This window comes from Streptomyces sp. NPDC014891, from assembly GCF_043081085.1.
Taxonomy (GTDB): Bacteria; Actinomycetota; Actinomycetes; order Streptomycetales; family Streptomycetaceae; genus Streptomyces.
The window spans coordinates 12075-33600 of record NZ_JBIBWF010000005.1; the positions used below are offsets into that span (position 1 = coordinate 12075).

The 21526-nt window shown below is 74.3% G+C and carries 17 protein-coding genes; 5 read left to right on the forward strand and 12 right to left on the reverse strand.

What is annotated here, in order from left to right; translation table 11 throughout:
- Window positions 1–105 precede the first annotated feature (105 nt).
- From ACF09E_RS15385 to ACF09E_RS15400, 4 genes are read left to right on the forward strand one after another with little or no spacing between them, the layout of a single operon-like run.
- Window positions 106–681: a hypothetical protein gene (locus ACF09E_RS15385; protein ID WP_392205674.1), complete on the forward strand. Its 576-nt coding sequence runs from the start codon at window positions 106–108 to the stop codon at window positions 679–681.
- Window positions 678–1094, forward strand: coding sequence for a ferritin-like domain-containing protein (locus ACF09E_RS15390; RefSeq protein WP_388793942.1), 417 nt, complete (start codon window positions 678–680; stop codon window positions 1092–1094). The genes ACF09E_RS15385 and ACF09E_RS15390 overlap by 4 nt, the downstream gene beginning before the upstream one ends.
- A gap of 31 nt (window positions 1095–1125) precedes the next feature.
- Window positions 1126–2025, forward strand: a complete 900-nt coding sequence (locus ACF09E_RS15395) for an aminoglycoside phosphotransferase family protein (protein WP_392205675.1) — start codon at window positions 1126–1128, stop codon at window positions 2023–2025.
- Between the two features lie 45 nt (window positions 2026–2070).
- The gene (locus ACF09E_RS15400; protein WP_392205676.1) at window positions 2071–2976 is read left to right on the forward strand and encodes a slipin family protein; all 906 of its coding nucleotides are present in this window, start codon (window positions 2071–2073) and stop codon (window positions 2974–2976) included.
- Window positions 2977–3097: 121 nt separating this feature from the next.
- Here ACF09E_RS15400 and ACF09E_RS15405 read toward each other — a convergent pair whose 3' ends face one another.
- The 10 genes from ACF09E_RS15405 to ACF09E_RS15450 all read right to left on the reverse strand — a co-directional run bounded on the left by ACF09E_RS15405 (window position 3098) and on the right by ACF09E_RS15450 (window position 16542).
- On the reverse strand, window positions 3098–4798 hold the full coding sequence (locus ACF09E_RS15405; RefSeq protein WP_392205677.1) for a proline--tRNA ligase: 1701 nt from the start codon (window positions 4796–4798) through the stop codon (window positions 3098–3100).
- 69 nt (window positions 4799–4867) lie between these two features.
- Entirely contained in the window at window positions 4868–5413 is a 546-nt protein-coding gene (locus ACF09E_RS15410) for a GNAT family N-acetyltransferase (protein WP_361850154.1), read from the reverse strand.
- A 28-nt stretch (window positions 5414–5441) separates the two neighbouring features.
- Window positions 5442–6287: a GNAT family N-acetyltransferase gene (locus ACF09E_RS15415; RefSeq protein ID WP_392205678.1), complete on the reverse strand. Its 846-nt coding sequence runs from the start codon at window positions 6285–6287 to the stop codon at window positions 5442–5444.
- 129 nt (window positions 6288–6416) lie between these two features.
- Window positions 6417–7574 (reverse strand): flavodoxin-dependent (E)-4-hydroxy-3-methylbut-2-enyl-diphosphate synthase, encoded by a 1158-nt coding sequence (gene ispG / locus ACF09E_RS15420; RefSeq protein WP_361850150.1) that lies wholly within the window; start codon window positions 7572–7574, stop codon window positions 6417–6419.
- A 103-nt stretch (window positions 7575–7677) separates the two neighbouring features.
- A complete protein-coding gene (locus ACF09E_RS15425; protein WP_392205679.1) occupies window positions 7678–8985 on the reverse strand; it encodes a M50 family metallopeptidase in 1308 nt (435 codons plus the stop codon).
- Window positions 8982–10232: a 1-deoxy-D-xylulose-5-phosphate reductoisomerase gene (gene dxr / locus ACF09E_RS15430; RefSeq protein ID WP_392205680.1), complete on the reverse strand. Its 1251-nt coding sequence runs from the start codon at window positions 10230–10232 to the stop codon at window positions 8982–8984. The genes ACF09E_RS15425 and dxr overlap by 4 nt, the downstream gene beginning before the upstream one ends.
- Window positions 10233–10334: 102 nt before the next feature.
- A complete protein-coding gene (aroA, locus tag ACF09E_RS15435) occupies window positions 10335–11585 on the reverse strand; it encodes a 3-phosphoshikimate 1-carboxyvinyltransferase (protein ID WP_392205681.1) in 1251 nt (416 codons plus the stop codon).
- Window positions 11586–11765: 180 nt separating this feature from the next.
- Window positions 11766–13688, reverse strand: coding sequence for an acyl-CoA dehydrogenase family protein (locus ACF09E_RS15440; protein WP_392205682.1), 1923 nt, complete (start codon window positions 13686–13688; stop codon window positions 11766–11768).
- Window positions 13689–13918: 230 nt separating this feature from the next.
- On the reverse strand, window positions 13919–15364 hold the full coding sequence (locus ACF09E_RS15445) for an aldehyde dehydrogenase family protein (RefSeq protein ID WP_392205683.1): 1446 nt from the start codon (window positions 15362–15364) through the stop codon (window positions 13919–13921).
- A 188-nt stretch (window positions 15365–15552) separates the two neighbouring features.
- Window positions 15553–16542 (reverse strand): EamA family transporter, encoded by a 990-nt coding sequence (locus ACF09E_RS15450; protein ID WP_392205684.1) that lies wholly within the window; start codon window positions 16540–16542, stop codon window positions 15553–15555.
- Window positions 16543–16708: 166 nt separating this feature from the next.
- Here ACF09E_RS15450 and ACF09E_RS15455 point away from each other — a divergent pair, with 166 nt between their 5' ends.
- Window positions 16709–16906, forward strand: coding sequence for a hypothetical protein (locus tag ACF09E_RS15455; protein ID WP_388793914.1), 198 nt, complete (start codon window positions 16709–16711; stop codon window positions 16904–16906).
- A gap of 142 nt (window positions 16907–17048) precedes the next feature.
- On the opposite strand, the gene ACF09E_RS15460 is transcribed toward ACF09E_RS15455, so the two are convergent.
- A complete protein-coding gene (locus ACF09E_RS15460) occupies window positions 17049–18605 on the reverse strand; it encodes a PucR family transcriptional regulator (RefSeq protein WP_392205685.1) in 1557 nt (518 codons plus the stop codon).
- A 155-nt stretch (window positions 18606–18760) separates the two neighbouring features.
- Window positions 18761–21226: an ATP/GTP-binding protein gene (locus ACF09E_RS15465; RefSeq protein WP_392205686.1), complete on the reverse strand. Its 2466-nt coding sequence runs from the start codon at window positions 21224–21226 to the stop codon at window positions 18761–18763.
- Window positions 21227–21526: the final 300 nt, after the last annotated feature.

The window sequence follows — 21526 nt, forward strand, 5'->3', positions numbered from 1 at the left end:
CGGTCCGGGAGGGTGTTGCCGTCCACCGGCCCGGGGCCCGCGGGTACGCTCGCCTGCGGTGATCCCGACGATCTTCGACGACGTACCACGGCTGAGGGAGAGAGCGTGACGACGACGGGCAGGCGCGCACTCCTGACGGCGGGGGCCTCGGCCGCCGCGGCCGCGCTCGCGGGCTGCACCTCCGCCGGGGACCCGGGTCCCCGGAAGCCCGACCCGGCCGCACGGGAGGCCGAACGGGTGGCGCGCGCCGAGGCGGCGCTCCGACTGCGCTCCGTGACCGCCTCCAGGACCCTGCTGGAACGTTACGACGCCGCCCTCGCCGCCCATCCGGCCCTCGCTCCCCGGCTGACCCCGCTGCGACGCTCCGTAGCGGCGCACGCCGCGGCGCTCGGCGAGGGCGGGACGACCGTGAAGCCCGCGACGGCCCCGCCGACCACCGGCGCGACCACCGGCGCCCGCGCCTCCGCACCCGCCTCGGCCCGCCCCTCCCGCCCGTCCCCCGCCGTCGCGGCCGACCCCCGGGCCGCGCTGAAGGAGCTCGCGGCGGCCGAGCACGCGGCCGCCGACGCGCACACCGCCGCCCTGCTCACCGCCCCGCCCGAGTACGCCCGGCTGCTGGCCTCGGTGGCCGCCGCCGGCGCCGCCCACGCCTATCTGCTGACCGAAGGAGCACGGGCATGAGCGCCCTCGACGCGACCCAGGCCGCGCTGGCCGCCGAACACGCGGCGGTCTACGGGTACGGGGTCGTCGGCGGCCGGATCGGTCCGGACCGCCGGGCCGAGGCCACCGCCGCGTACGAGGCGCACCGGGCCCGCCGGGACGCGCTCCGCCGGAGCGTCCGCGACCTGGGCGGTGCGCCGGTGGCGGCCGAGGCCGCGTACGAGCTCCCGTTCCGGGTCGCCGACCCGGCCGGCGCGGCCCGGCTCGCGGCCGTCCTGGAGGACCGGGTGGCCGGGGTCTACTCCGATCTGGTCCGCGCCGCCGAGGGCCCCCGGCGGCGCGAGGCGGCCGCCGCGCTGCGGGAGGCGGCGGTACGGGCGGTGCGCTGGCGCGGCAGCGACGTAACCTTTCCTGGGCTCGCCGAGCGGGTGTGAGCCCCGCCCCGACCGAAGGAACAACGTACGCATGGCTTTCGAACCGCCGCAGCGACTGATCAGGACGCTCGGCGAGACGTACGGGGACGCCGCGGCGGCCGAGTGGCTCGGGAGGCTGCCCGGGCTCGCCGACCAGGTGCTCGACGGCGCCTCGCTGGACGGCGAGCGGGTGATGGCGCCCGGCGGACGCAGCAGCCTGGTCGTCCTCGTCAGGCGGTCCGACGGCTCCCCCGCCGCCCTCAAGCTCGCGCCCGCGTTCGCCCGGCCCGACCTGGAGCGGGACGCCCTCGCGCACTGGAACGGCTGGGGCGCGGTCCAGCTGCTCGACGAGGCCGCGGAGGGCGCGCTCCTCCTCGAACGCCTGCACCCCGAGGTCGCGCTGCGCTCGCTCCCCGAGGCCAAGGCGCTCCTGGAGGCGGCCGGGACCGTGCGGAAGCTGTGGGTCGAGCCGGCCACCGGCCACGGCTTCGAGACGGTGGCCGAGCGGACCGCCCGCCAGGCCGCGGCGATGGCCCCGCACCTGGCCGGGGAGGCGACCGCCGAGCTGACGGCGGCGGCGCTGGCGGCGCGCGAGGAGCTGCTGGCCGGCCCCTCGGAGACGCTGCTGCTGCACGGGAACTTCCGGCAGGGCAAGGTGCTCGGCGGGGACCGCGCGCCGTGGCTGGCCGTCGGCCCCGAGCCGCTGGTCGGCGAGCGGGCGTACGACCTCGCCCGGCTCGTACGGGACCGGGTCGAGGACCTGGTGGCCGCCTCCTCGGGGGCCTCCGCGGCCCGGCGGCGGGTCAACCGGCTGGCGGACTCCCTGGACCTGGACCGGGAGCGGCTGCGCGGCTGGACCCTGTTCCGCGCGGTCGAATCGGGCACGCGGGCGCTCACCGCGGGACGGCGGCAGGATGCCGAGCTGCTCCTGGAGTTCGCGGGCTGGCTGTAGGGGAATACCCTTTTTGTACCGTTCGGCTCGACTCAGGGGGCCGTGATGATCGAAGAGCTGCTGATGGCGGCTGCCGGTGCGGCCGCGGCGATGGCCGTCTACACGGGCGCGGCGGCGCGGATCGTGAAGCAGTACGAGCGCGGGGTCGTCTTCCGCTTCGGCCGGCTGCGCCAGGACGTGCGGACGCCCGGCTTCACGATGATCGTTCCCGTCGTGGACCGCCTCCACAAGGTGAACATGCAGATCGTCACGATGCCCGTGCCCGCGCAGGAGGGCATCACGCGGGACAACGTGACGGTGCGGGTCGACGCGGTCGTCTACTTCAAGGTCGTGGACGCGGCGGAGGCGCTGATCCGGGTCGAGGACTACAAGTTCGCGGTCTCGCAGATGGCACAGACCTCGCTGCGGTCGATCATCGGCAAGAGCGACCTCGACGACCTGCTGTCGAACCGGGAGAAGCTGAACCAGGGTCTGGAGCTGATGCTGGACTCCCCCGCGATCGGCTGGGGCGTGCAGATCGACCGGGTCGAGATCAAGGACGTCTCGCTGCCGGAGACGATGAAGCGCTCGATGGCGCGGCAGGCGGAGGCGGACCGGGAGCGCCGGGCGCGGGTGATCAACGCGGACGCCGAGCTGCAGGCCTCGAAGAAGCTGGCGGAGGCGGCCGGGGTGATGTCGGCGCAGCCCGCGGCGCTCCAGCTCCGGCTGCTGCAGACGGTGATGGCCGTGTCGGCCGAGAAGAACTCGACGCTGGTGCTGCCGATTCCGGTGGAGCTGCTGCGGTTCCTGGAGCGGGCGACGCCGGGGGCCGGGGCGGAGGAGGCGGACGGCGCGGCGACACGGCCGGCCGCCCCGCCGGTGTACCCGCGGGGACTGGTGGACGGGGCCGGGGTGGAACCGGTGGAGGACCTGACGGGCGCCTCGGTGGAGCCGGCGCCGCCAAAGGAGTGAGCGCCGCCTGGGCACGACGACGGGGTGCGGGGCCACCCGGAGAAGTGACCGCCCGGGCACGACGACCCCGGGCACGACGACGGGGTGCGGGGCCGCCGGACGGCTCCGCACCCCGTTCGCGTCACGCGGTGAGGCGGGCCAGGGCCTCGTCGACGGTGAGCTCCTCGCGCTCACCGGTGCGGCGGTCCTTCAGCTCCACGACGCCCTCGCCCGAGCGTCGGCCGGCGACCAGGATCTTCGGGACGCCCATGAGCTCGGCGTCGGTGAACTTGACGCCCGGCGAGACGCCCGCGCGGTCGTCGACCAGGACGCGCAGGCCCGCGGCGGCCAGCTTGCCGGAGACCTCCAGGGCCAGCTCGGTCTGGAGGGCCTTGCCGGCGGCGACGACGTGGACGTCGGCCGGGGCGACCTCGGCCGGCCAGCACAGGCCCTTCTCGTCGGCCGTCTGCTCCGCCAGCGCGGCGACGGCACGCGAGACGCCGATGCCGTACGAGCCCATGGTCACGCGGACCGGCTTGCCGTTCTGGCCCAGGACGTCGAGCTTGAGGGCGTCGGCGTACTTGCGGCCCAGCTGGAAGATGTGGCCGATCTCGATGGCGCGGTCCAGCGTGAGGCCGGTGCCGCAGCGGGGGCACGGGTCGCCCTCCTCGACCACGACGACGTCGACGTACTCCTCGACCTCGAAGTCGCGGCCCGCGACGACGTTCTTCGCGTGCATGCCCTCCTTGTTGGCACCCGTGATCCACGCGGTGCCGGGCGCCACGCGCGGGTCGGCGACGTACCGGACCTTCTCCAGGCCCTGCGGGCCGACGTAGCCCCGGACGAGGTCGGCGCGCTCGGCGAAGTCGGTCTCGGTGACCATCTCGACGGCGGCCGGCGCGAAGTGGTCCTCGACCTTGCCCATGTCGACCTCGCGGTCGCCGGGGACGCCGACGGCGACGATCTCGCCGTCGACCTTCACGAGGAGGTTCTTGAGGGTGGCGGAGGCCGGGACGCCGAGGGAGGCGGCGAGGGTCTCGATCGTCGGGGTGTCCGGGGTGGGGATCTCCTCGGCGGCCGCGACGGCCGAGCCGTCGACCGGCGCGAGCGGGTACGAGACGGCCTCGGTGTTCGCGGCGAAGTCGCAGTTCGGGCAGTCGGCGAAGGTGTCCTCGCCGGCCTGGGCGGGGGCCAGGAACTCCTCGGACTTCGAGCCGCCCATGGCGCCGGCGGTGGCCGCGACGATGCGGTAGTCGAGGCCGAGGCGCTCGAAGACCCGCTGGTAGGCCTCGCGGTGCAGGGCGTAGGACCGGGCGAGGCCCTCGTCCTCCGTGTCGAAGGAGTACGAGTCCTTCATGAGGAACTCGCGGCCGCGGAGGATGCCGGCGCGGGGGCGGGCCTCGTCGCGGAACTTGTTCTGGATCTGGTAGAGGATGACCGGCAGGTCCTTGTACGACGAGCACTGGTCCTTGACGAGGAGGGTGAAGATCTCCTCGTGCGTCGGGCCGAGCAGGTAGTCGCCGCCCTTGCGGTCCTGGAGGCGGAAGAGCTCCGCGCCGTACTCGTCCCAGCGGCCCGTCGCCTCGTAGGGCTCACGCGGCAGCAGCGCGGGGAGGGTGACCTCCTGCGCGCCGATGGCGTCCATCTCCTCGCGGACGATGCGCTCGACGTTGGAGAGGACCTTCTTGCCGAGGGGCAGCCAGCTCCAGATGCCGGCGGCGGTGCGGCGCACGTAGCCGGCGCGGACGAGGAGCTTGTGGCTGAGGACCTCGGCGTCGGCCGGGTCGTCGCGCAGCGTCTTCGCCATCAACTGGGACATGCGCTGGACCGGTGCGTTGGCCATGGTTCTCGTACTCCTGCCGGGTAAGGATGATGGCCCCGAGATTAGCCGGGCCTCCCCGGGTCGGAGAAATCAGTTCCGGCGCTTGAGCGGCAGGGACGCGCCCATCACCGCGTACGGGCGGACGGCGCTCGGGAAGTGCACCTGGCGGGCGAGGTCGTGGTAGCCGAGGGAGCGGTAGAGGCCGCGGGCCGGGCTGTCGGTGTCGATGGCGGAGAGGATCGAGCGGGGTTCGGCGGCCTCGTCGGTGATGGCGGTGATCAGCTCGCGGCCCACACCGCGCCCCTGGTGGTCAGGGTGGACGTGGAGTTCGGTGATCACGAACGAGTCGTCGAGCCACTCGACGGTGCCGGTGGAGCGCAGGTACGACTCGACGACGGTGGACCACCAGTGGCCGCGGTCGTTGGGCATCCCGTACACGAACCCGACGAGCCTCCCGTCGGGGGTGGTGGCCCCGTGGGCGCGGGCGCCCGGGTTCAGCAGGTGGCGCAGCACGATGTGGCGGCGCACGGCGACCTCGTCCTGGTCCAGGCCGAAGGCGACCGCCTGCACGGCGAGTGCCTCGTCCACCCGGGCGGCGAGATTGACCGGTCCGATCATGACCTCTGCGTCATCCATGCGGCGCACCCTACAAGCGGCCGGGTGCTCAGAACAGCACGCTCATGAAGGCACCGGTCTCCTGGAAGCCGACGCGGCGGTACGAGGCCCTCGCGGGGGTGTTGTAGTCGTTCACGTACAGGCTGACGACGGGTGCGACGTCGGCCAGGGCGTACTGGAGGACGGCGGCCATGCCCGATTCGGAGAGGCCCTTGCCGCGGTGCTCGGGGGCGACCCAGACGCCCTGGATCTGGCAGGCCTGGCGGGTGGCGGCGCCGATCTCCGCCTTGAAGACCACCTTGCCGTCCTCGATGCGGGCGAAGGAGCGGCCGGAGCCGACGAGCTCGGCGACCCGGGCCTGGTAGAGCAGTCCGCCGTCGTTGGCGAGCGGGGAGATGCCGACCTCCTCGGTGAACATGGCCACGCACGCGGGCATGATCACGTCCATCTCGTCCTTGCGGACGCGGCGCACCAGCGGGTCGGGCGCGACGGTCGTGGAGGGCTCCTCGGCGACCATGAGCGGCTGCCGGGCGCGGACGTCGCGCGCGGGGCCCCAGCTGGGCTCCAGCAGGCGCCACAGTTCGGTGGTGGGCTCGGCGGGCCCGACGATCGAGGAGCAGCGGCGTCCGGTCCTGCGCGCCCGGTCGGCGAAGGCGCGCACGGCCTCGGGCGTCGCGCAGAGGGGGACGAGGTTGGCGCCGGAGTAGCAGAGCGAGCGCAGCCGTCCCTCGCTGTACCAGCCCCACATCTCGCCGCCGAGGCGCCAGGGGTCGAGCCCGGCGACCTGGACGCGGGCGGTCACGAAGGCGTTCTCGACGGGGGCGCTCTCCAGAACGGCGAGTGCGGCGCCGAGGTCGGCGGGTTCGAGGACCCGGGTGGCGGGTTGTGTCAGCACGAGGGGGCCTCACCGTACGGTTCTACGTGGTCTCCGCACTGTACCCCTCCCGCCTGGGGCGGGGCCCTCCGCGCGGACGAAGCCCCCCGTCCCGGGCGGGACGGGGGGCTTCGGGGGGGCCGGGACCGCTCAGCCGGCGACGGCGACCGACGGCTCGCCGCTGGCGACGCCGTCCTTCTCCATCTGCTCGGCGATCTTGAGCGCCTCCTCGATGAGGGTCTCGACGATCTTCGACTCGGGGACGGTCTTGATGACCTCGCCCTTGACGAAGATCTGGCCCTTGCCGTTGCCGGAGGCGACGCCGAGGTCGGCCTCGCGGGCCTCGCCCGGGCCGTTGACGACGCAGCCCATGACGGCGACGCGCAGCGGGACGGTCATGCCGTCGAGGCCGGCGGTGACCTCCTCCGCCAGCTTGTAGACGTCCACCTGGGCGCGGCCGCAGGACGGACAGGAGACGATCTCCAGGCGCCGCTGGCGCAGGTTCAGCGACTCCAGGATCTGGATGCCGACCTTGATCTCCTCGGCCGGCGGCGCGGAGAGGGAGACGCGGATGGTGTCGCCGATGCCCTGGGACAGCAGCGCGCCGAAGGCGACGGCCGACTTGATGGTGCCCTGGAACGCGGGGCCGGCCTCGGTGACGCCGAGGTGCAGCGGGTAGTCGCACTGGGCGGCGAGCTGGCGGTAGGCCTCGACCATGACGACCGGGTCGTTGTGCTTGACCGAGATCTTGATGTCGCGGAAGCCGTGCTCCTCGAAGAGGCTCGCCTCCCAGAGGGCGGACTCGACGAGCGCCTCGGGGGTGGCCTTGCCGTACTTCTTGAGCAGGCGGGCGTCGAGCGAGCCGGCGTTGACGCCGATGCGGATCGGGGTCCCGGCGTCGGAGGCCGCCTTGGCGATCTCCTTGACCTTGTCGTCGAACTGCTTGATGTTGCCGGGGTTGACGCGGACGGCGGCGCAGCCGGCGTCGATCGCGGCGAAGACGTACTTCGGCTGGAAGTGGATGTCGGCGATCACCGGGATCTGCGACTTCCGCGCGATGACCGAGAGGGCGTCGGCGTCGTCCTGGGTGGGGCAGGCCACGCGCACGATCTGGCAGCCGGAGGCCGTCAGCTCGGCGATCTGCTGCAGCGTGGCGCCGATGTCGGACGTGCGGGTCGTGGTCATCGACTGCACGGAGACGGGTGCGTCACCGCCGACGGCCACGGTGCCGACCTGGATCTTGCGGCTCTTGCGCCGCTCGGCGAGCCGGGTCGGGACGGTCGGGATACCGAGAGAAATCGCGGTCATCTTTTGTGCAACCTCAAGGTTGTGCGTCGGCGGGCTCAGGTGTCCGAGGTTACCGCCCCGGGGACGGGGGGCCGGACACCACCGGGTCCGGCCCCCCTGCGGGCTACGTGATCTTCACCGGGTTGACGAGGTCGGCGGCGAGGACGAGCAGCGTGAAGCAGACGAAGACTCCGGCCACCACGTACGCGGCGGGCATGAGCTTCGCCACGTCGAAGGGGCCCGGGTCGGGGCGCTTGAAGATCCGGGCCGTGTGACGGCGTACGGACTCCCACAGGGCACCCGCGATGTGACCGCCGTCCAGCGGCAGCAGCGGGAGCATGTTGAACAGGAACAGCGACACGTTGAACCCGACGAGCAGGTTCATGAACATCACGAGGATCGTCGTCGGCGGGGCCTCGACGGTCATCAGCTCGCCGGTGATGCGGGCGGCGCCGACGACGCCGACGGGCGAGTCGTCCGCCCGCTCGCCGTCGCCGAAGGTGGCGTCCCACAGGCCGGGGATCTTGCCCGGGAGGGCGATGACCGAGTGGACGCCGTTCTCCAGGAGGTCGCCCATGCGGTCGGTGGTCTCGCCGAAGCTGAGCGGCGCGACCTCGGTCTTGGAGGCGAAGCCGAGGTAGCCGGCGTCGACGTACCGGACCGGCTGGACGACCCGGCCGTCCTCGTCCTTGGCGAGCACCTTGTTGGCGACGAGGTCGGGGCGCAGCTCAAGGCGCTGACCGGCCCGCTCGACGGTGATCGTCGCCGGGCCGATGGTGTCGCGGATGCGGTCGGAGAGGGTGTCCCAGTCGCCCACGGGGGCCCCGTTGAACGCGACGATCTTGTCGCCGTCCTTCAGGCCGGCCTTGAAGGCCGGGGAGACCGGGTCGCCGGCGGCGCACTTGTCGCGCTTCTCGTCCTGCTCGATCACGCACTTCTGGACGCCCGCGACCTGGGTCGTCTGGCCCTCGATGCCCAGCGTCATCATCGAGCCGAAGAACAGCGCCACCGCCAGGACCAGGTTCATGAACGGTCCCGCGAACATCACGATCACGCGCTTCCACGGCTTGCGCGTGTAGAAGAGCCGCGTCTCGTCGCCGGGCCGGAGCTCCTCGTACGAGGCCTCCCGGGCGTCCTCGATCATCGAGCGCCAGGGCGAGGTCGAGCGGGCCTCGATCTTGCCGTCCTCGCCGGGCGGGAACATCCCGATCATCCGGATGTAGCCGCCGGCGGGGATGGCCTTGATGCCGTACTCGGTCTCGCCGCGCTTCTTCGACCAGATCGTGGGGCCGAAGCCGACCATGTACTGCGGCACGCGGATGCCGAAGAGCTTGGCCGTGGAGAGGTGGCCCAGCTCGTGCCAGGCGATGGAGACGAGCAGGCCGAAGGCGAACAGCACGAGGCCCAGGATGTACAGGAGCATTTCGGTCATGCGCGGGCCTCCGCTGTTGCCTTCGCTGCGAGCTCTCGGGCCCGGGCGCGCGCCCAGGTCTCCGCTTCGAGGACGTCCGGCACGGTGAGGGAGGTTCCCGAGGCGGGAACGCCGTGCTCCGCGACGACCGCTGTGACCGTATCCATGATTCCGTTGAACGGCAGCCGTCCCGCGAGAAACGCCTCCACGCACTCCTCGTTGGCGGCGTTGAAGACGGCGGGAGCCGTGCCGCCCAGCTCGCCGACGTGCCGGGCCAGCGCGACCGACGGGAACGCCTCGGTGTCGAGCGGGAAGAACTCCCAGGTGGAGGCCTTGCTCCAGTCGAAAGCGGGGGCCGCGTCGGGGACCCGCTCGGGCCAGCCGATGCCGATCGCGATCGGGCCGCGCATGTCGGGCGGGGTGGCCTGGGCGAGCGTGGAGCCGTCCGTGAACTCGACCATCGAGTGCACGTAGGACTGCGGGTGGACGACGACCTCGATGCGGTCGAAGGGGATGTCGTAGAGGAGGTGCGCCTCGATGACCTCCAGGCCCTTGTTGACCAGGGTGGCGCTGTTCACCGTGATCACCGGGCCCATGGCCCAGGTCGGGTGGGCCAGCGCGTCCTCGCGGGTGACGTCGGCGAGCTGCGCGCGGGTGCGCCCGCGGAACGGGCCGCCGGACGCGGTGACCACCAGCTTGCGGACGTCGGCGCGGGTGCCCGCGGCGAGGGCCTGGAAGAGGGCGGCGTGCTCGGAGTCGACCGGGATGATCTGGCCGGGCTTCGCCAGCGCCTTCACCAGCGGGCCGCCGACGATCAGCGACTCCTTGTTGGCGAGGGCGAGGGTCCGGCCCGCCTCCAGGGCGGCGAGGGTCGGCGCCAGGCCGATGGAGCCGGTGATGCCGTTGAGGACGGTGTGGCACGGCGAGGCGGCGAGGCGGGTGGCCGCGTCGGGGCCGGCGAGGAGCTCGGGCAGCGGCTCGGAGCCGTACAGCGCCTTCAGGGCCGCACGGAGCTCCTCCACCACGTCCTCGCGGGCCACGGCGACCGCGGCGACCTTCAGCCGGTGCGCCTGCTCGGCGAGCAGCGCGACCCGGCCGCCCGAGGCGGCGAGGGCGGTGACCCGGAAGCGGTCGGGGTTGCGCAGCACCAGGTCGATGGCCTGCGTGCCGATGGACCCGGTCGAGCCGAGGACGACGATGTCCCGGCGTCCTTCGGAGACGTCGAAGGCGATATGGGGGTCGGCGAGAGGAGAGGGGCGGTCGCTCATGCCCCCATTCTTGCCGCAAACGCCGTGCGGTCTTCACGGGGTGGCGGTCTTCACGTGGATGGCCGCCCCGCCGGACCGCCGGCCGTCACGCGGCGGCGGCCCTCACGGGGTGCCGGCGAAGCCGCCGAAGACCCGGTGGAAGTCCGGGAAGGTCTTCTTCACGCACCCGGGGTCGTCGAAGGTGATGCCGGGCGTGCGCAGGGCGGTGACCGCGAACGACATGACGATCCGGTGGTCGCCGTGGGTGGCGATCTCGACGGGGCCGGAGGGCGCGCCCGGCTGGATCTCGATCCAGTCGGGGCCGGTGCGGACCGTGATGCCGAGCCGGCGCAGGTTCTCCGCGCAGGCGTCGAGGCGGTCGCACTCCTTGACGCGGGTGTTGGCGACGTCCTCGATGCGGACCGGGCCGTCGGCGAAGGGCGCGAGGGCGGCGAGGGTCGGCATGGTGTCGGAGATGTCGCGCATGTTGACCGTGAGGCCGCGCAGCGTGCCGGTGGAGCGGACGGTGGTGCCGGCGGCGGTGGTGTCGACGTCGGCGCCCATGCGGCGCAGCACCTCGACGAAGGCGAGGTCGCCCTGGAGGGCGCCGGTGCCCAGCCCGGGGACGGTCACGGAGCGGCCGGGCTCCAGGGCGGCCGCCGCGAAGAAGTAGCTGGCGGTGGAGGCGTCGGGCTCGACGCCGTAGGTCCGGGCGCGGTAGCCGGTGGGCGCGACGCGGTAGGTGCGGCCGCCTTCCCGGCCCCGCTCCTCGGTGATCTCGGCGCCGAAGGCGCGCATCATCGCGAGGGTGATCTCGACGTACGGCTCCGACACCAGGTCGGTGACGGTGATGTCGAGGCCCTCGGCGGTGAGCGGGCCGAGCATCAGCAGCGCCGTCAGGTACTGCGAGGACTGGCCGGCGTCGAGGGTGAGCGCGCCGCCCTTCACCCCGCGGGCGTGGACGTCGAGGGGGTGGTGGCCCTCCGCGCCGCCGTGCCGGAGGTCGACGCCGAGGTCGCGCAGGGCGGTGCTGAGCGGGCCCAGGGGTCGTCGCCGCATCTGGGCGGAGGCGTCGAAGCGGTACGTGCCGTGGCCGGCGGCGGCCAGGGTGGGCAGGAAGCGGGCGGTGGTGGCTCCGTCGCGGCAGTACACGTCGGCGGAGTCCGCGCCGGGGCCGGCGGGACGGCCCTCGACGTGCCAGGCGTCGGCCTCGCGGCGGACGGCGTAGCCGAGGGCGGTCAGGCCCTCGGCGAAGCCCTCGGTGTCGTCGGAGACGAGGGGCCGCAGGAGGGTGGTGGTGCCCTCGGCCGCGGCGGCGAGGAAGAGCGCGCGGGCGGTGACGGACTTGGATCCGGGGATGTCGATGACGGTCACCCGCCCCATCCTGCCGTGCCCCGTCCCCTGCCCGCGCCGCGGTCCGGAGCGTGGACGGGGGCGTGGACGGGGACGCCTGAGACCGGACGGGACGGGACCGGCCTGGGACCGGACCGGAACCGCCTCGGACCGGACCGGGCCCGCCTCGGGCGGCGCCTCCGCGCCGTCCGCGCGGAGGCGTCAGGGGATCCGGCGGTGGACGTCCGCTTCCGTCGAGGGTCCCGGGCTCGCGTCCGCGATCCACGGGCCCTCGTCGCCCGGGTCCACGATGCCCTCCTCCAGCCAGGTGTACCGGCCGGCCAGGACGCCGTCGGCGACCCGCCGGTCGACGTCGTCGGTGTTGGACCAGAGCCGTCCGAACAACTCCTCGATCCGCAGCCGGGCCTGGTCGCAGAAGGCGTCCGCGAGCTGGCGGGCCTCCCGCCCGTGGTCGCCCGTGGTGCGCAGGAGTTCGGCCCGTACACAGGCCGCGCTCATCGCGAAGAGCTCCGCGCCGATGTCGACGATCCGGCCGAGGAAGGCCTGCTTGAGCTCCATCCGGCCCTGCCAGCGGGACATCGCGTAGAACGTGGAGCGGGCGAGCTTGCGGGAGGTCCGCTCGACGTACCGCAGGTGCCGCGCCAGCTCGCCGAACTCCCCGTACGCGCCGGGCAGCTGTCCCGGTCCGGTGACGAGTCCCGGCAGCCAGCGGGCGTAGAAGCCGCCCGCCCGCGCGCCGGCCCTCGCCTTGTCGGTGAGGGACTTCCCGGGGTCGATGAGGTCCCCGGCGACGGAGAGGTGGGCGTCGACCGCCTCGCGGGCGATCAGCAGGTGCATGATCTCGGTCGACCCCTCGAAGATCCGGTTGATCCGCAGATCGCGCAGGACCTGCTCGGCGGGGACGGCGCGCTCGCCGCGGGCGGCCAGCGAGTCGGCGGTCTCGTAGCCGCGACCGCCGCGGATCTGGACGAGTTCGTCCGCGATGAGCCAGGCCATCTCCGAGCCGTACAGCTTGGCGAGGGCGGCCTCGATGCGGATGTCGTTGCGGTCCTCGTCGGCCATCTGGGAGGCGAGGTCGACGACCGCCTCCAGCGCGAAGGTGGTGGCCGCGATGAAGGAGATCTTGGTGCCGACGGCCTCGTGCCGGCCGACCGGTCCGCCCCACTGCTCGCGCACGCCCGCCCATTCGCGGGCGACCCTCAGGCACCACTTCCCGGCGCCGGCGCAGGCGGCGGGCAGCGAGAGCCGTCCGGTGTTGAGGGTGGTGAGGGCGATCTTGAGGCCGGCCCCCTCGGGCCCGATGCGGTTCTCGGCGGGGACCCGTACGCCGTGGAAGCGGGTGACGCCGTTCTCCAGGCCCCGCAGGCCCATGAAGGCGTTGCGGTGCTCGACGGTGATGCCGGGCGAGTCGGCCTCGACGACGAAGGCCGTGATGCCGCCGGGGCCGCCGTCCGAGGCGGGGACCCGGGCCATCACGACGAGCAGGTCGGCGATGACGCCGTTGGTGGTCCACAGCTTCACGCCGTCGAGGACGTACGCGTCTCCGTCGGGCACGGCGGTGGTGGCCAGCCGCGCCGGGTCGGAGCCGACGTCCGGCTCGGTCAGCAGGAACGCGGAGATGTCCGTACGGGCCAGCCGGGGCAGGAAGGCGTCCTTCTGCTCCGGAGTGCCGAAGAGCTTCAGCGGCTGCGGTACGCCGATCGACTGGTGCGCCGAGAGCAGGGCGCCGACGGCGGGGCTCGCGGAGCCGACGAGCGCGAGGGCCCGGTTGTAGTACAGCTGGGTGAGGCCGAGGCCGCCGTACTTCCGGTCGATCTTCATGCCGAGCGCGCCGAGCTCCTTGAGTCCGGCGATCGTCTCGTCCGGGATGCGGGCCTCGCGCTCGATGCGGCCGCCGTCGATCCGGGTCTCGCAGAACGTGCGGAGGGCGGCGAGGAAGGCCTCGCCCCGCCGGGCGTCCTCGTCGGCGGGGAGCGGATGGGGGTGGACGAGGTCGAGCCGGAACCGGCCGAGGAAGAGCTCCTTGGCGAAGCTGGGCTTGTGCCAGTCCCGCTCACGTGCGGCCTCGGCGGTCTGCCGGGCCTCGTGCGCGGTGACCCTGGGCCGCTGGGTGGGGGCGGACATGGACACCTCCTCGGTCTCACTGTCCGTCGTACCCGATTTCCCGGGGTCCGGACAGGCGGGAGAACCGTCTCTCCGGCGTACGGAGGCGCCGGTGGGGACGGGCGGAGGCCCGGCGGTACGACGAAAGGCGGTCCGAACCCCCGCACAGTGGGTTCGGACCGCCTGGTCTCGTGGTCGTGGGCCGTACGGGGTACCGGTCGTGCCGTACTCCGCCGCCCCGCGCCGTGCTCCTAGAGCGCGAGGCCCGTCAGGACGAGGACGCGCTCGTAGGTGTAGTCGTCCATGGCGTACTTGACGCCCTCGCGGCCGACGCCGGAGCGCTTGGCGCCGCCGTACGGCATCTGGTCGGCGCGGTACGAGGGGACGTCGCCGACGATCACGCCGCCGACCTCGAGGGCCCGGTGGGCGCGGAAGGCGGCCTGGAGGTCGTGGGTGAAGACGCCGGCCTGGAGGCCGAAGTCGGAGTCGTTGACCGCGGCGAAGGCCTCGGCCTCGCCGTCCACCCGGGTGATGGTCAGGACCGGGCCGAAGACCTCGGCGCGGGCCAGGGTGACGTCCGCCGGGAGCTCGGTGAGCACGGTCGGGGCGTAGGTCGCGCCTTCGCGCTTGCCGCCCGCGAGGAGCTTCGCGCCGGCGGCGACGGCCTCGTCGACCCAGGACTCGACGCGCTTCGCGGCGGCCTCGTCGACCAGCGGGCCGACGTCGGTGGCGGCGTCGGACGGGTCACCGGTGACCTGCGCCTCGACGGCGGCGACGATCTTCGGCAGCAGGCGGTCGTGGACGGAGGAGTCGACGATCACGCGCTGGACGGAGATGCAGGACTGGCCGCCCTGGTAGTTGGAGAAGGTGGCGATGCGGCTCGCCGCCCACTCCAGGTCCTCCTCGGAGGACCAGTCGGGGAGGACGACCGCCGCGGCGTTGCCGCCGAGCTCCAGGGTGCAGTGCTTGTGGGGCACCGACTGCTGGATGGCGTAGCCGACCGTGTCCGAGCCGGTGAAGGAGATGACCGGGAGGCGCTCGTCCTTGACGAGGGCGGGCATGCGGTCGTTCGGCACGGTCAGGATCGACCAGGAGCCGGCCGGCAGGTCGGTCTCGGCCAGGATCTCGCCCAGGATCAGGGAGGAGACCGGGGTCGACGGGGCCGGCTTGAGGATGATCGGGGCGCCGACGGCGATGGCCGGGGCGACCTTGTGGGCGCTGAGGTTCAGCGGGAAGTTGAACGGCGCGATGCCGAGGACGACACCCTTGGGGATGCGGCGGGTCAGCGCGAGGCGGCCCGCGCCGCCGGCCTCGGTGTCCAGGCGCTGGGCCTCGCCGGCGTTCCAGCGGCGGGCCTCCTCGGCGGCGAAACGGAAGACGGAGACGGCACGGCCGACCTCACCGCGGGCCCACTTGATGGGCTTGCCGTTCTCGGCGGAGATCACCAGGGCGATCTCCTCGGTGCGCTCGGCGAGCCGCTTCGACACGTGGTCGAGGGCGGCGGCGCGGACGTGCGCCGGGGTCGCGGCGAACTCGTCGACGACGGCGTGCGCGGCGGCGACGGCCTCCTCGACCTGGGCCTCGGTGGGCACGCTGACCTTGCCGACCAGACGTCCGTCGAAGGAGTTCGTGACGTCGAAGGTGGCCTCGCCGGTGGCCTCGCGGCCGGCGAGCCAGAAGGCGTGGGTGGTCGTCATTGCGTCCCGGCCCTTTCCGTATCGGGGGGTGCGAGCGATTGCTCTCGTGACACGTTAGGGCCGGGGCGGCGCCCGTGGGCTTGTCCGGTGTGGAGTGATGGGCCGGAAGGGCTGTCCGAATTGGCCGAAGCGAGGGGGTGCGGCGGGCGGCCGCGGGCCGGGGCGGACCGGGGCGGGAGCCCCGGCGGTCAGCCGCGCCGCTCCGTGGAGACGATGAGGCAGACTCCGCCGACGACGATCGCGCCGCCCAGGACGATGGGCCACGACAGGGCCTCGTTCAGGACGAGGGCGCCGAGGGCGACCGCGACGACCGGGTTGACGTAGGCGTAGGTGGCGACGAGCGACAGCGGCGCGGCCTGGAGGAGCCAGGCGTACGCGGTGAAGGCGATCAGCGAGCCGAAGACGATCAGGTAGGCGAGGGCGATCCAGGAGCGGGTGGAGATCTCCGCGAGGTCGAGGCCGTGCTGCTCGCCCCGGAAGAGGCCGAGGGCGATGCCGGCGAGACCGCCCGCGACCATCTCGTACGCGCTGGCCGTGAAGGGGTTCGGGGGCATCGGGAGGCGGGCGGAGGAGAACGAGCCCACGGACCACAGCAGGGTGGCGACCACGACGAGGACGACGCCGCCGACCTTCACCTCGCCGCTGATCCCCGGCAGGGTGAGGACGGCGAGGCCCACGAGCCCCAGGAGCACTCCGGCGAGTCCCCCGGCGCTGGGCCGCAGGCCGGTGGCGGCCTTCAGGATGACGACCCAGGCCGGGACGACGGAGATCAGCAGGGCGGCCAGGCCGGAGGGTATGGAGGTCTCGGCGAGGACGACGAGGGCGTTGCCGCCGAGGATCAGGAGCAGGCCGACGAGGACGGCGGAGCCGAGCTGCCGCCGGTCGACCCGGAGGGCGGCGGGGCCCTGGCGCCAGGCGATGATCCCGGCGAGGAGGAGTCCGGCGGTGACGAAGCGGACGCCGGCGGAGAGGAACGGCGGCATCGTCTCGACGGCGATCCGGATCCCGAGGTACGTGGAGCCCCAGACGACGTAGACGATGCCGAGCGCGGCCCAGACGGCCCCGGTGATCCGGCGGACCGGCGCGGCGGGCGGGGTGGCGGGCGTGCGGGGCCCGGGTGTGGCGGCGGCCCGGGGTGCCGGTGTCTCGGGGGCCGGATCGACGGCGGGGCTTGTCATGAGCAGGAGAGTAAGGAGTCACCGGCCGGATGACCAGGAGAACTGCCCGCGATCGGGCAGGCGGGGCCGGGGTTCCGCGCGCCGGGAGGGTGCGGACGGGAGGTGGCAGGATGTCGGGACCCCACCGCGGAGGCGGTGCGGGGACACGGAGGACAGGGGGACTCGCATGATCATGGTCGCGTTGACCGGCGTCCTGGTACTGGTCGTCGGAGGCTGCGTGTGCGTGGTGTGGGCCGCGCGGGGCGGCCCGCGCTGGGTACGCGGGGTCGCCGCCGTGACCCTGGCCCTCGGAAGCGCGGTGCGCAGCGGCAACCGCCGACCGGGCGTGAGGAGCGGCGGGGACGACGGGGGCGGGGACAGCTAGGTCCGGTCGTCGACCTCCCGTCGCCGCCCTGAGGGTGGGGTGGGGACAGCTAAATCCGGTCGTCGGCGTCCCCTCGCGCCCTGGGGGCGGGGCGGGCGGGAGTTCGACGAAGGGGCCCGGGCGCCCCCGGCGGCTGCCGCCGCTACTCCGCCCCGCCCTCCCCGGTGGCCTTCAGCGCCAGCCAGAGTTCCATCCGCACGTCCGGGTCGTCGAGCGAGCGGCCGAGGATCTCCTCCACCCGCCGCATCCGGTAGCGCAGCGTGTGCCGGTGCACGCCCAGGTCGGCGGCGGCCGCGTCCCACTGGCCGTGCCGGGACAGCCAGGCGCGCAGGGAGGCGACGAGGTCGCCGCGGCCCGTGGCGTCGTGGTCCCGGAGGGCGCGCAGCATGCCGTCGGCGAAGGCGCGGACCGCGTCGTCAGCGAGGAGCGGCAGGACCGAGCCCGTCGCGAGGTCCTCGTGCTCGACGAGGGCCTTGCCCCGCCGCCGCGCGACCGAGAGGGCCTGTTCCGCCTGCTTGTACGCGGCGGCGGCGGTGACCGGGCCGGCGGGGGCGGAGAGCCCGATGGTGAGGCCGGCGTCCTCGGCGTCCCGTTCCGCGTAGCCCTCGCAGGCGGCGACGACCGCGCCGGCGTCGCCGGCGAGGACGACGAGCCGCTGCTCGCTCTCGGGCACGGTCAGCACCGCCTCCCCGGCCCGCGCGGCCGCGGACTCCAGGGCTTCGGCGAGGACCTGGAGCGCCGGTTCGCCGGCGGGCTCGGCGCCCGCGGTCTCGGCGACGAGCAGCCGGAAGGGGGCGTCGAGGAGCCCGCCGTACACGTCCCCGGCCACCGCGCGCGCGTGGTCGGACTGACCGGCGAGCATCAGCTGCAGGACCGCCGCGCCGAGCCGCTGCTCGGCCGCCTGGAGCGAACGGGAGCGTTCCGTCGTGAGGGTGAGCAGGGCGATCGCCGAGTGCACGGCGTACCGCTCGGCCGTCCCGAGGGGGGCGCCGGTGCCGACGGCGAGGGCGCCCCGGACGCGCCGGCCGGTGCCCAGCGACTGGAGCTCGACGCGGTCGTCCGTGCCGCCGACGACGGCGCTGGCGGGCGCGGGCCGGTCGCGGAGGCGCTCCACGTCGGTGGTGAGCCGGGCGGCCCGGCGCGCCGCCCATTCGGGGGAGACCGCGACGACGGTGCCGGAGGTGTCGTAGAGGGCGGCCCAGCCGTCGACATGGGCGGCGAGGCGGGCGACGACGGCCTCGGGGCCCTCGGCGAGCGCCGCGCGGGTCAGCTCGCGCTGGGCGTCGAAGCCGGCGGTGACGGCGCGGTACTGGTCGGCGGAGATGGCGGCGGACACGGCCTTGCTGATGGCGAGGAAGGGGGTCCGGCGGGGCACTTCGAGAAGGGGCAGGTGCTCGTCGCGGGCCGCGTCGAGCAGGGCGGCCGGGATCTCGTCGTAGTTGACGCCGACGGCGAAGCCGAGCCCGACGACCCCCGCGCCGAGCAGCCGCCGCACATAGCGGCGCATCGCCTCCAGGTCCTCCGCGTCGAGGGTGAGCGCGGTGGTGAGGAGGAGCTCGCCGCCCTCCATGTACGGGACGGGGTCGGCGAGCTCGCTGACGTGCGCCCAGCGGACGGGGGTGTCCAGGCGGTCCTCCCCCGCCCGGACGACGAGCTTCAGGGAGGAGTGCTGGACGAGCGAGGCGAGGGTGGGCGGCATTGGGGACCGTCGGACCTTTGAGCGAGGGGGCGCCGCTCAGCCGAGCGGCGCCCCCGATTGTGCCAGGGCGGCGGGGTGGCCGCTCAGGCTCGGGGGCACCCGGGTGGCGGCCCACGGCGCGGGGCCCGGGCGACGGCCGGCGTCCGGCCCCTGCCTCAGCCCCGCAGGTCGATCAGCAGCGGCGGCGTGTGCTCGCCCCGCACATGGGCGAGGGACAGCACGGCGTGCCCGGCGGGGACGTCGTGCGCGAGATCGGACGCGGACCAGCGCTGCCGCTCCACCTCTCGTACGGTGACGGCCTCGGTGGTCACGGCCTTGCCGGTCACCAGTTTCCGCAGCGCGTGGAAGGCCCGGGTCATGGGCTGGTCGGCGAACACCGTGTGGTGGGCCACCTCGGTGGTCTCCACCCGCTCGGTGCCCCACGCGTCCGCGAAGGCCCGGCCGTCCCAGGTGGGGAGTCCGGCGAACGCCATCCGGCAGCCGACGACGGCGAGGAGCGGGCCGTGCAGCGCCTCGGGGACCTCCGCGAGCGTACGGAGGGCGAGGACCACGGCCGCCTTCTGCGGGCGCAGCCGCTGGAGGGCTCGTACCGTGCCCGGGGTGAGCGCGCCGGCCGCGTCGTCGAGGACGAGGAAGGCGGTGTGGCCGCGCCCCGCGCGGTCCCGGGTGACGGACTGGAACTGGGCGAGCAGCAGTCGGTTGAGGAGCCGGGAGGCCTCCTCGTGGCCGCCCTCCGGGAGGCTGATCCGCACCCGCATCGGGTGCTGGGCGACGGCGGCCAGGGAGAAGGCCCGCGTCTCGCGGCCGCCGCCGAAGAAGTCGGCCAAGGCGGGCCGGTCGAGGGCGGCGAGCCGGTCGGCGAGCACCGGCCCGAGATCGGTCGCCGTGCCGATCTGGCGCATGCGGGAGTCCAGCTCGCGGCGCATGGTCGGCGCGCCGTCCGCGGGCAGCAGGTCGAGCAGGGCCGCGAGCGCCTCGGGGCGCGCTTCGAGCAGTTCCCGCAGGACGGGCACGGTGGGGAAGCCGCCGTACGCCGCCCGGTAGGGGCCGATGAGCTGGGCGAGGACGGTGGCGGCGCGCCGGGTCTCCATGCCCTCCACGTCGCCCACGAGCCCTTCGGCCAGGAAGGCGGCCGCCGCGTCCGGGTCGGTGACCCCGGCGTACAGGTCGAGGTCGTACCGGGAGGCCGGGTCGCCGAGCCGGATCACGACGTCGTACGCCGCGTCGGGACCGAGCTGCGAGCCGTCCGGGCCGACGGCGACGACGGCGCAGGCGCCGGTGAGCGCCTGGAGGGTGAGGGACTCGACGACGGGGGCGACGAGGGAGCGCGTCTTGCCCGTTCCCGACGGGCCCACCGCGAGGAGCGAGGTGCCGAGGAGTCCGGGGTCGAGCGCGAGTCCGGCGCCCTGGTAGGCGTGCGGGGTGCGCTCGGCGGTCGTGTACCGGCCGATCCTCACCTGGTCCACGAGCAGGTCGTGGGCGGCCGAGCGGTGGGGCAGGTCGCGGTCGCCGGACGGGTGGGCGCCCGTGGCCGCGCCCTGGTCCAGCAGCGTCCGCACGAGGGCCGCGCGGCGGGCTGGATCGCGGTCGGTGTCCTGCCAGGCGCGGCGCACCCGGCCGCAGTCGACGTCGTTCATCCGGCCGGTGGCCAGTTCGCCGGCGAGCAGGTCGGCGGCCCGGTGCTGGCCCGCCTCCCGCAGTTCGGGCCACTGGGAGCGGGGGACGCCCGGGGCGGATTCGGGTGCCGGCGCGGTGGCGCCGGCGGCCCGGCGGGCGCGCCAGGCCCGGTAGAGGCTCCCCCACTCGCCGACGCGGGCGAAGGGCCATACCGCGAGCGCGGTGATCAGCGCGTACAGCGGATAGACGAGGACGGGCGATTCGAGGATGTCGTAGCCGCCTCCGACGAGGGAGACGAGGGAGAGCACGGGCAGGGCGAGGGGCAGCGGGTCCCAGCCGAGTCCGAAGGCCTCCGGCCAGACGAACGCCAGCGCGATCAGGGCTCCCACGGCGGCGATCACGGCGCGGACGGGCGCCCGGAAGCGGCCGAGATAGTGCCGGACGATGCGGCCCCAGGAGCCCAGCGCGGCGACCGCGCAGACGAGTCCGACGAAGACGAAGCCGCCGAAGACGGCGTGCGCCGCCTGGCCGTGCCAGTCCCGGGGCGCGGTGGTGCCGTGGTACCACCAGTCGCCGGGGGTGAGGGTCTGGAGCACCGCGTACATGTACGGGAGGGTGCCGCGCCGGTAGGCCGACCAGATGAGCAGGCCGACGGCGACGGGGATCAGCATGCCGGCGACGGTGGCGGGCGCCAGCCTGGCGGGCCCGGCGGGCGGCGGCGGTACGTGCCGGAACCGCCAGATGCCGAGCCCGGTCTCGGGGCGGGGGGCGTCCAGCCACTCGACGACGGGGTGACGCGTCGCGGGAGCCCCGGCCGGCCGCGGCGGGGCGGCGGGCGGCTCGTGTGCGGGGACGGGCGGGGGGCCGGCCGGCGGGCGGGCGGGGGGCGCGCCGGTCGGCGGCGGACCCGCGGGGCGCGGCACCGGCGGCGGGATCCGTCCTGAGGGGGGTGACGCCGCACCGCCGAACGGGTCGCGTGACTCGTACGTGCCGTCGGTCTCCATGAACCCCTGCCCCCTGACCAGCCAGGTCGCCGTCTCTGTGCCACCGTCAATCTAGTGGCCCGGGGACGCCCCGGAGGGGTTTCACCCACCCGTGTGCCCGTACGCCGACGGGAGCCGGGCCCCGTCCCCGTCCCGATCGGGTGGCGCAGGCGCCCTCCCCTCCCTCTCGTTCACCCCTTCCCCACCCCCTCTCCACCCCCGCCCTGTCCATCCCGGACAACGACACACCCCCCACCACTCCCGATCGGCGCATGCCCCCGCCCCTCCCCCGCGCCTAGCCTGCGGAGGAAACCCGCAAGT

Excerpts from the sequence above, each read along its gene's own strand:
- ACF09E_RS15450 (WP_392205684.1), bottom strand. The coding sequence starts at position 16,542 with ATGACAAGCCCCGCCGTCGATCCGGCCCCCGAGACACCGGCACCCCGG.
- ACF09E_RS15445 (WP_392205683.1), bottom strand. The coding sequence starts at position 15,364 with ATGACGACCACCCACGCCTTCTGGCTCGCCGGCCGCGAGGCCACCGGC.
- ACF09E_RS15405 (WP_392205677.1), bottom strand. The coding sequence starts at position 4,798 with ATGGCCAACGCACCGGTCCAGCGCATGTCCCAGTTGATGGCGAAGACG.
- ACF09E_RS15410 (WP_361850154.1), bottom strand. The coding sequence starts at position 5,413 with ATGGATGACGCAGAGGTCATGATCGGACCGGTCAATCTCGCCGCCCGG.
- ACF09E_RS15460 (WP_392205685.1), bottom strand. The coding sequence starts at position 18,605 with ATGCCGCCCACCCTCGCCTCGCTCGTCCAGCACTCCTCCCTGAAGCTC.
- dxr (WP_392205680.1), bottom strand. The coding sequence starts at position 10,232 with ATGAGCGACCGCCCCTCTCCTCTCGCCGACCCCCATATCGCCTTCGAC.
- ACF09E_RS15425 (WP_392205679.1), bottom strand. The coding sequence starts at position 8,985 with ATGACCGAAATGCTCCTGTACATCCTGGGCCTCGTGCTGTTCGCCTTC.
- ACF09E_RS15390 (WP_388793942.1), top strand. The coding sequence starts at position 678 with ATGAGCGCCCTCGACGCGACCCAGGCCGCGCTGGCCGCCGAACACGCG.
- ACF09E_RS15400 (WP_392205676.1), top strand. The coding sequence starts at position 2,071 with ATGATCGAAGAGCTGCTGATGGCGGCTGCCGGTGCGGCCGCGGCGATG.
- ACF09E_RS15440 (WP_392205682.1), bottom strand. The coding sequence starts at position 13,688 with ATGTCCGCCCCCACCCAGCGGCCCAGGGTCACCGCGCACGAGGCCCGG.
- ACF09E_RS15455 (WP_388793914.1), top strand. The coding sequence starts at position 16,709 with ATGATCATGGTCGCGTTGACCGGCGTCCTGGTACTGGTCGTCGGAGGC.
- ACF09E_RS15465 (WP_392205686.1), bottom strand. The coding sequence starts at position 21,226 with ATGGAGACCGACGGCACGTACGAGTCACGCGACCCGTTCGGCGGTGCG.
- ACF09E_RS15395 (WP_392205675.1), top strand. The coding sequence starts at position 1,126 with ATGGCTTTCGAACCGCCGCAGCGACTGATCAGGACGCTCGGCGAGACG.
- ispG (WP_361850150.1), bottom strand. The coding sequence starts at position 7,574 with ATGACCGCGATTTCTCTCGGTATCCCGACCGTCCCGACCCGGCTCGCC.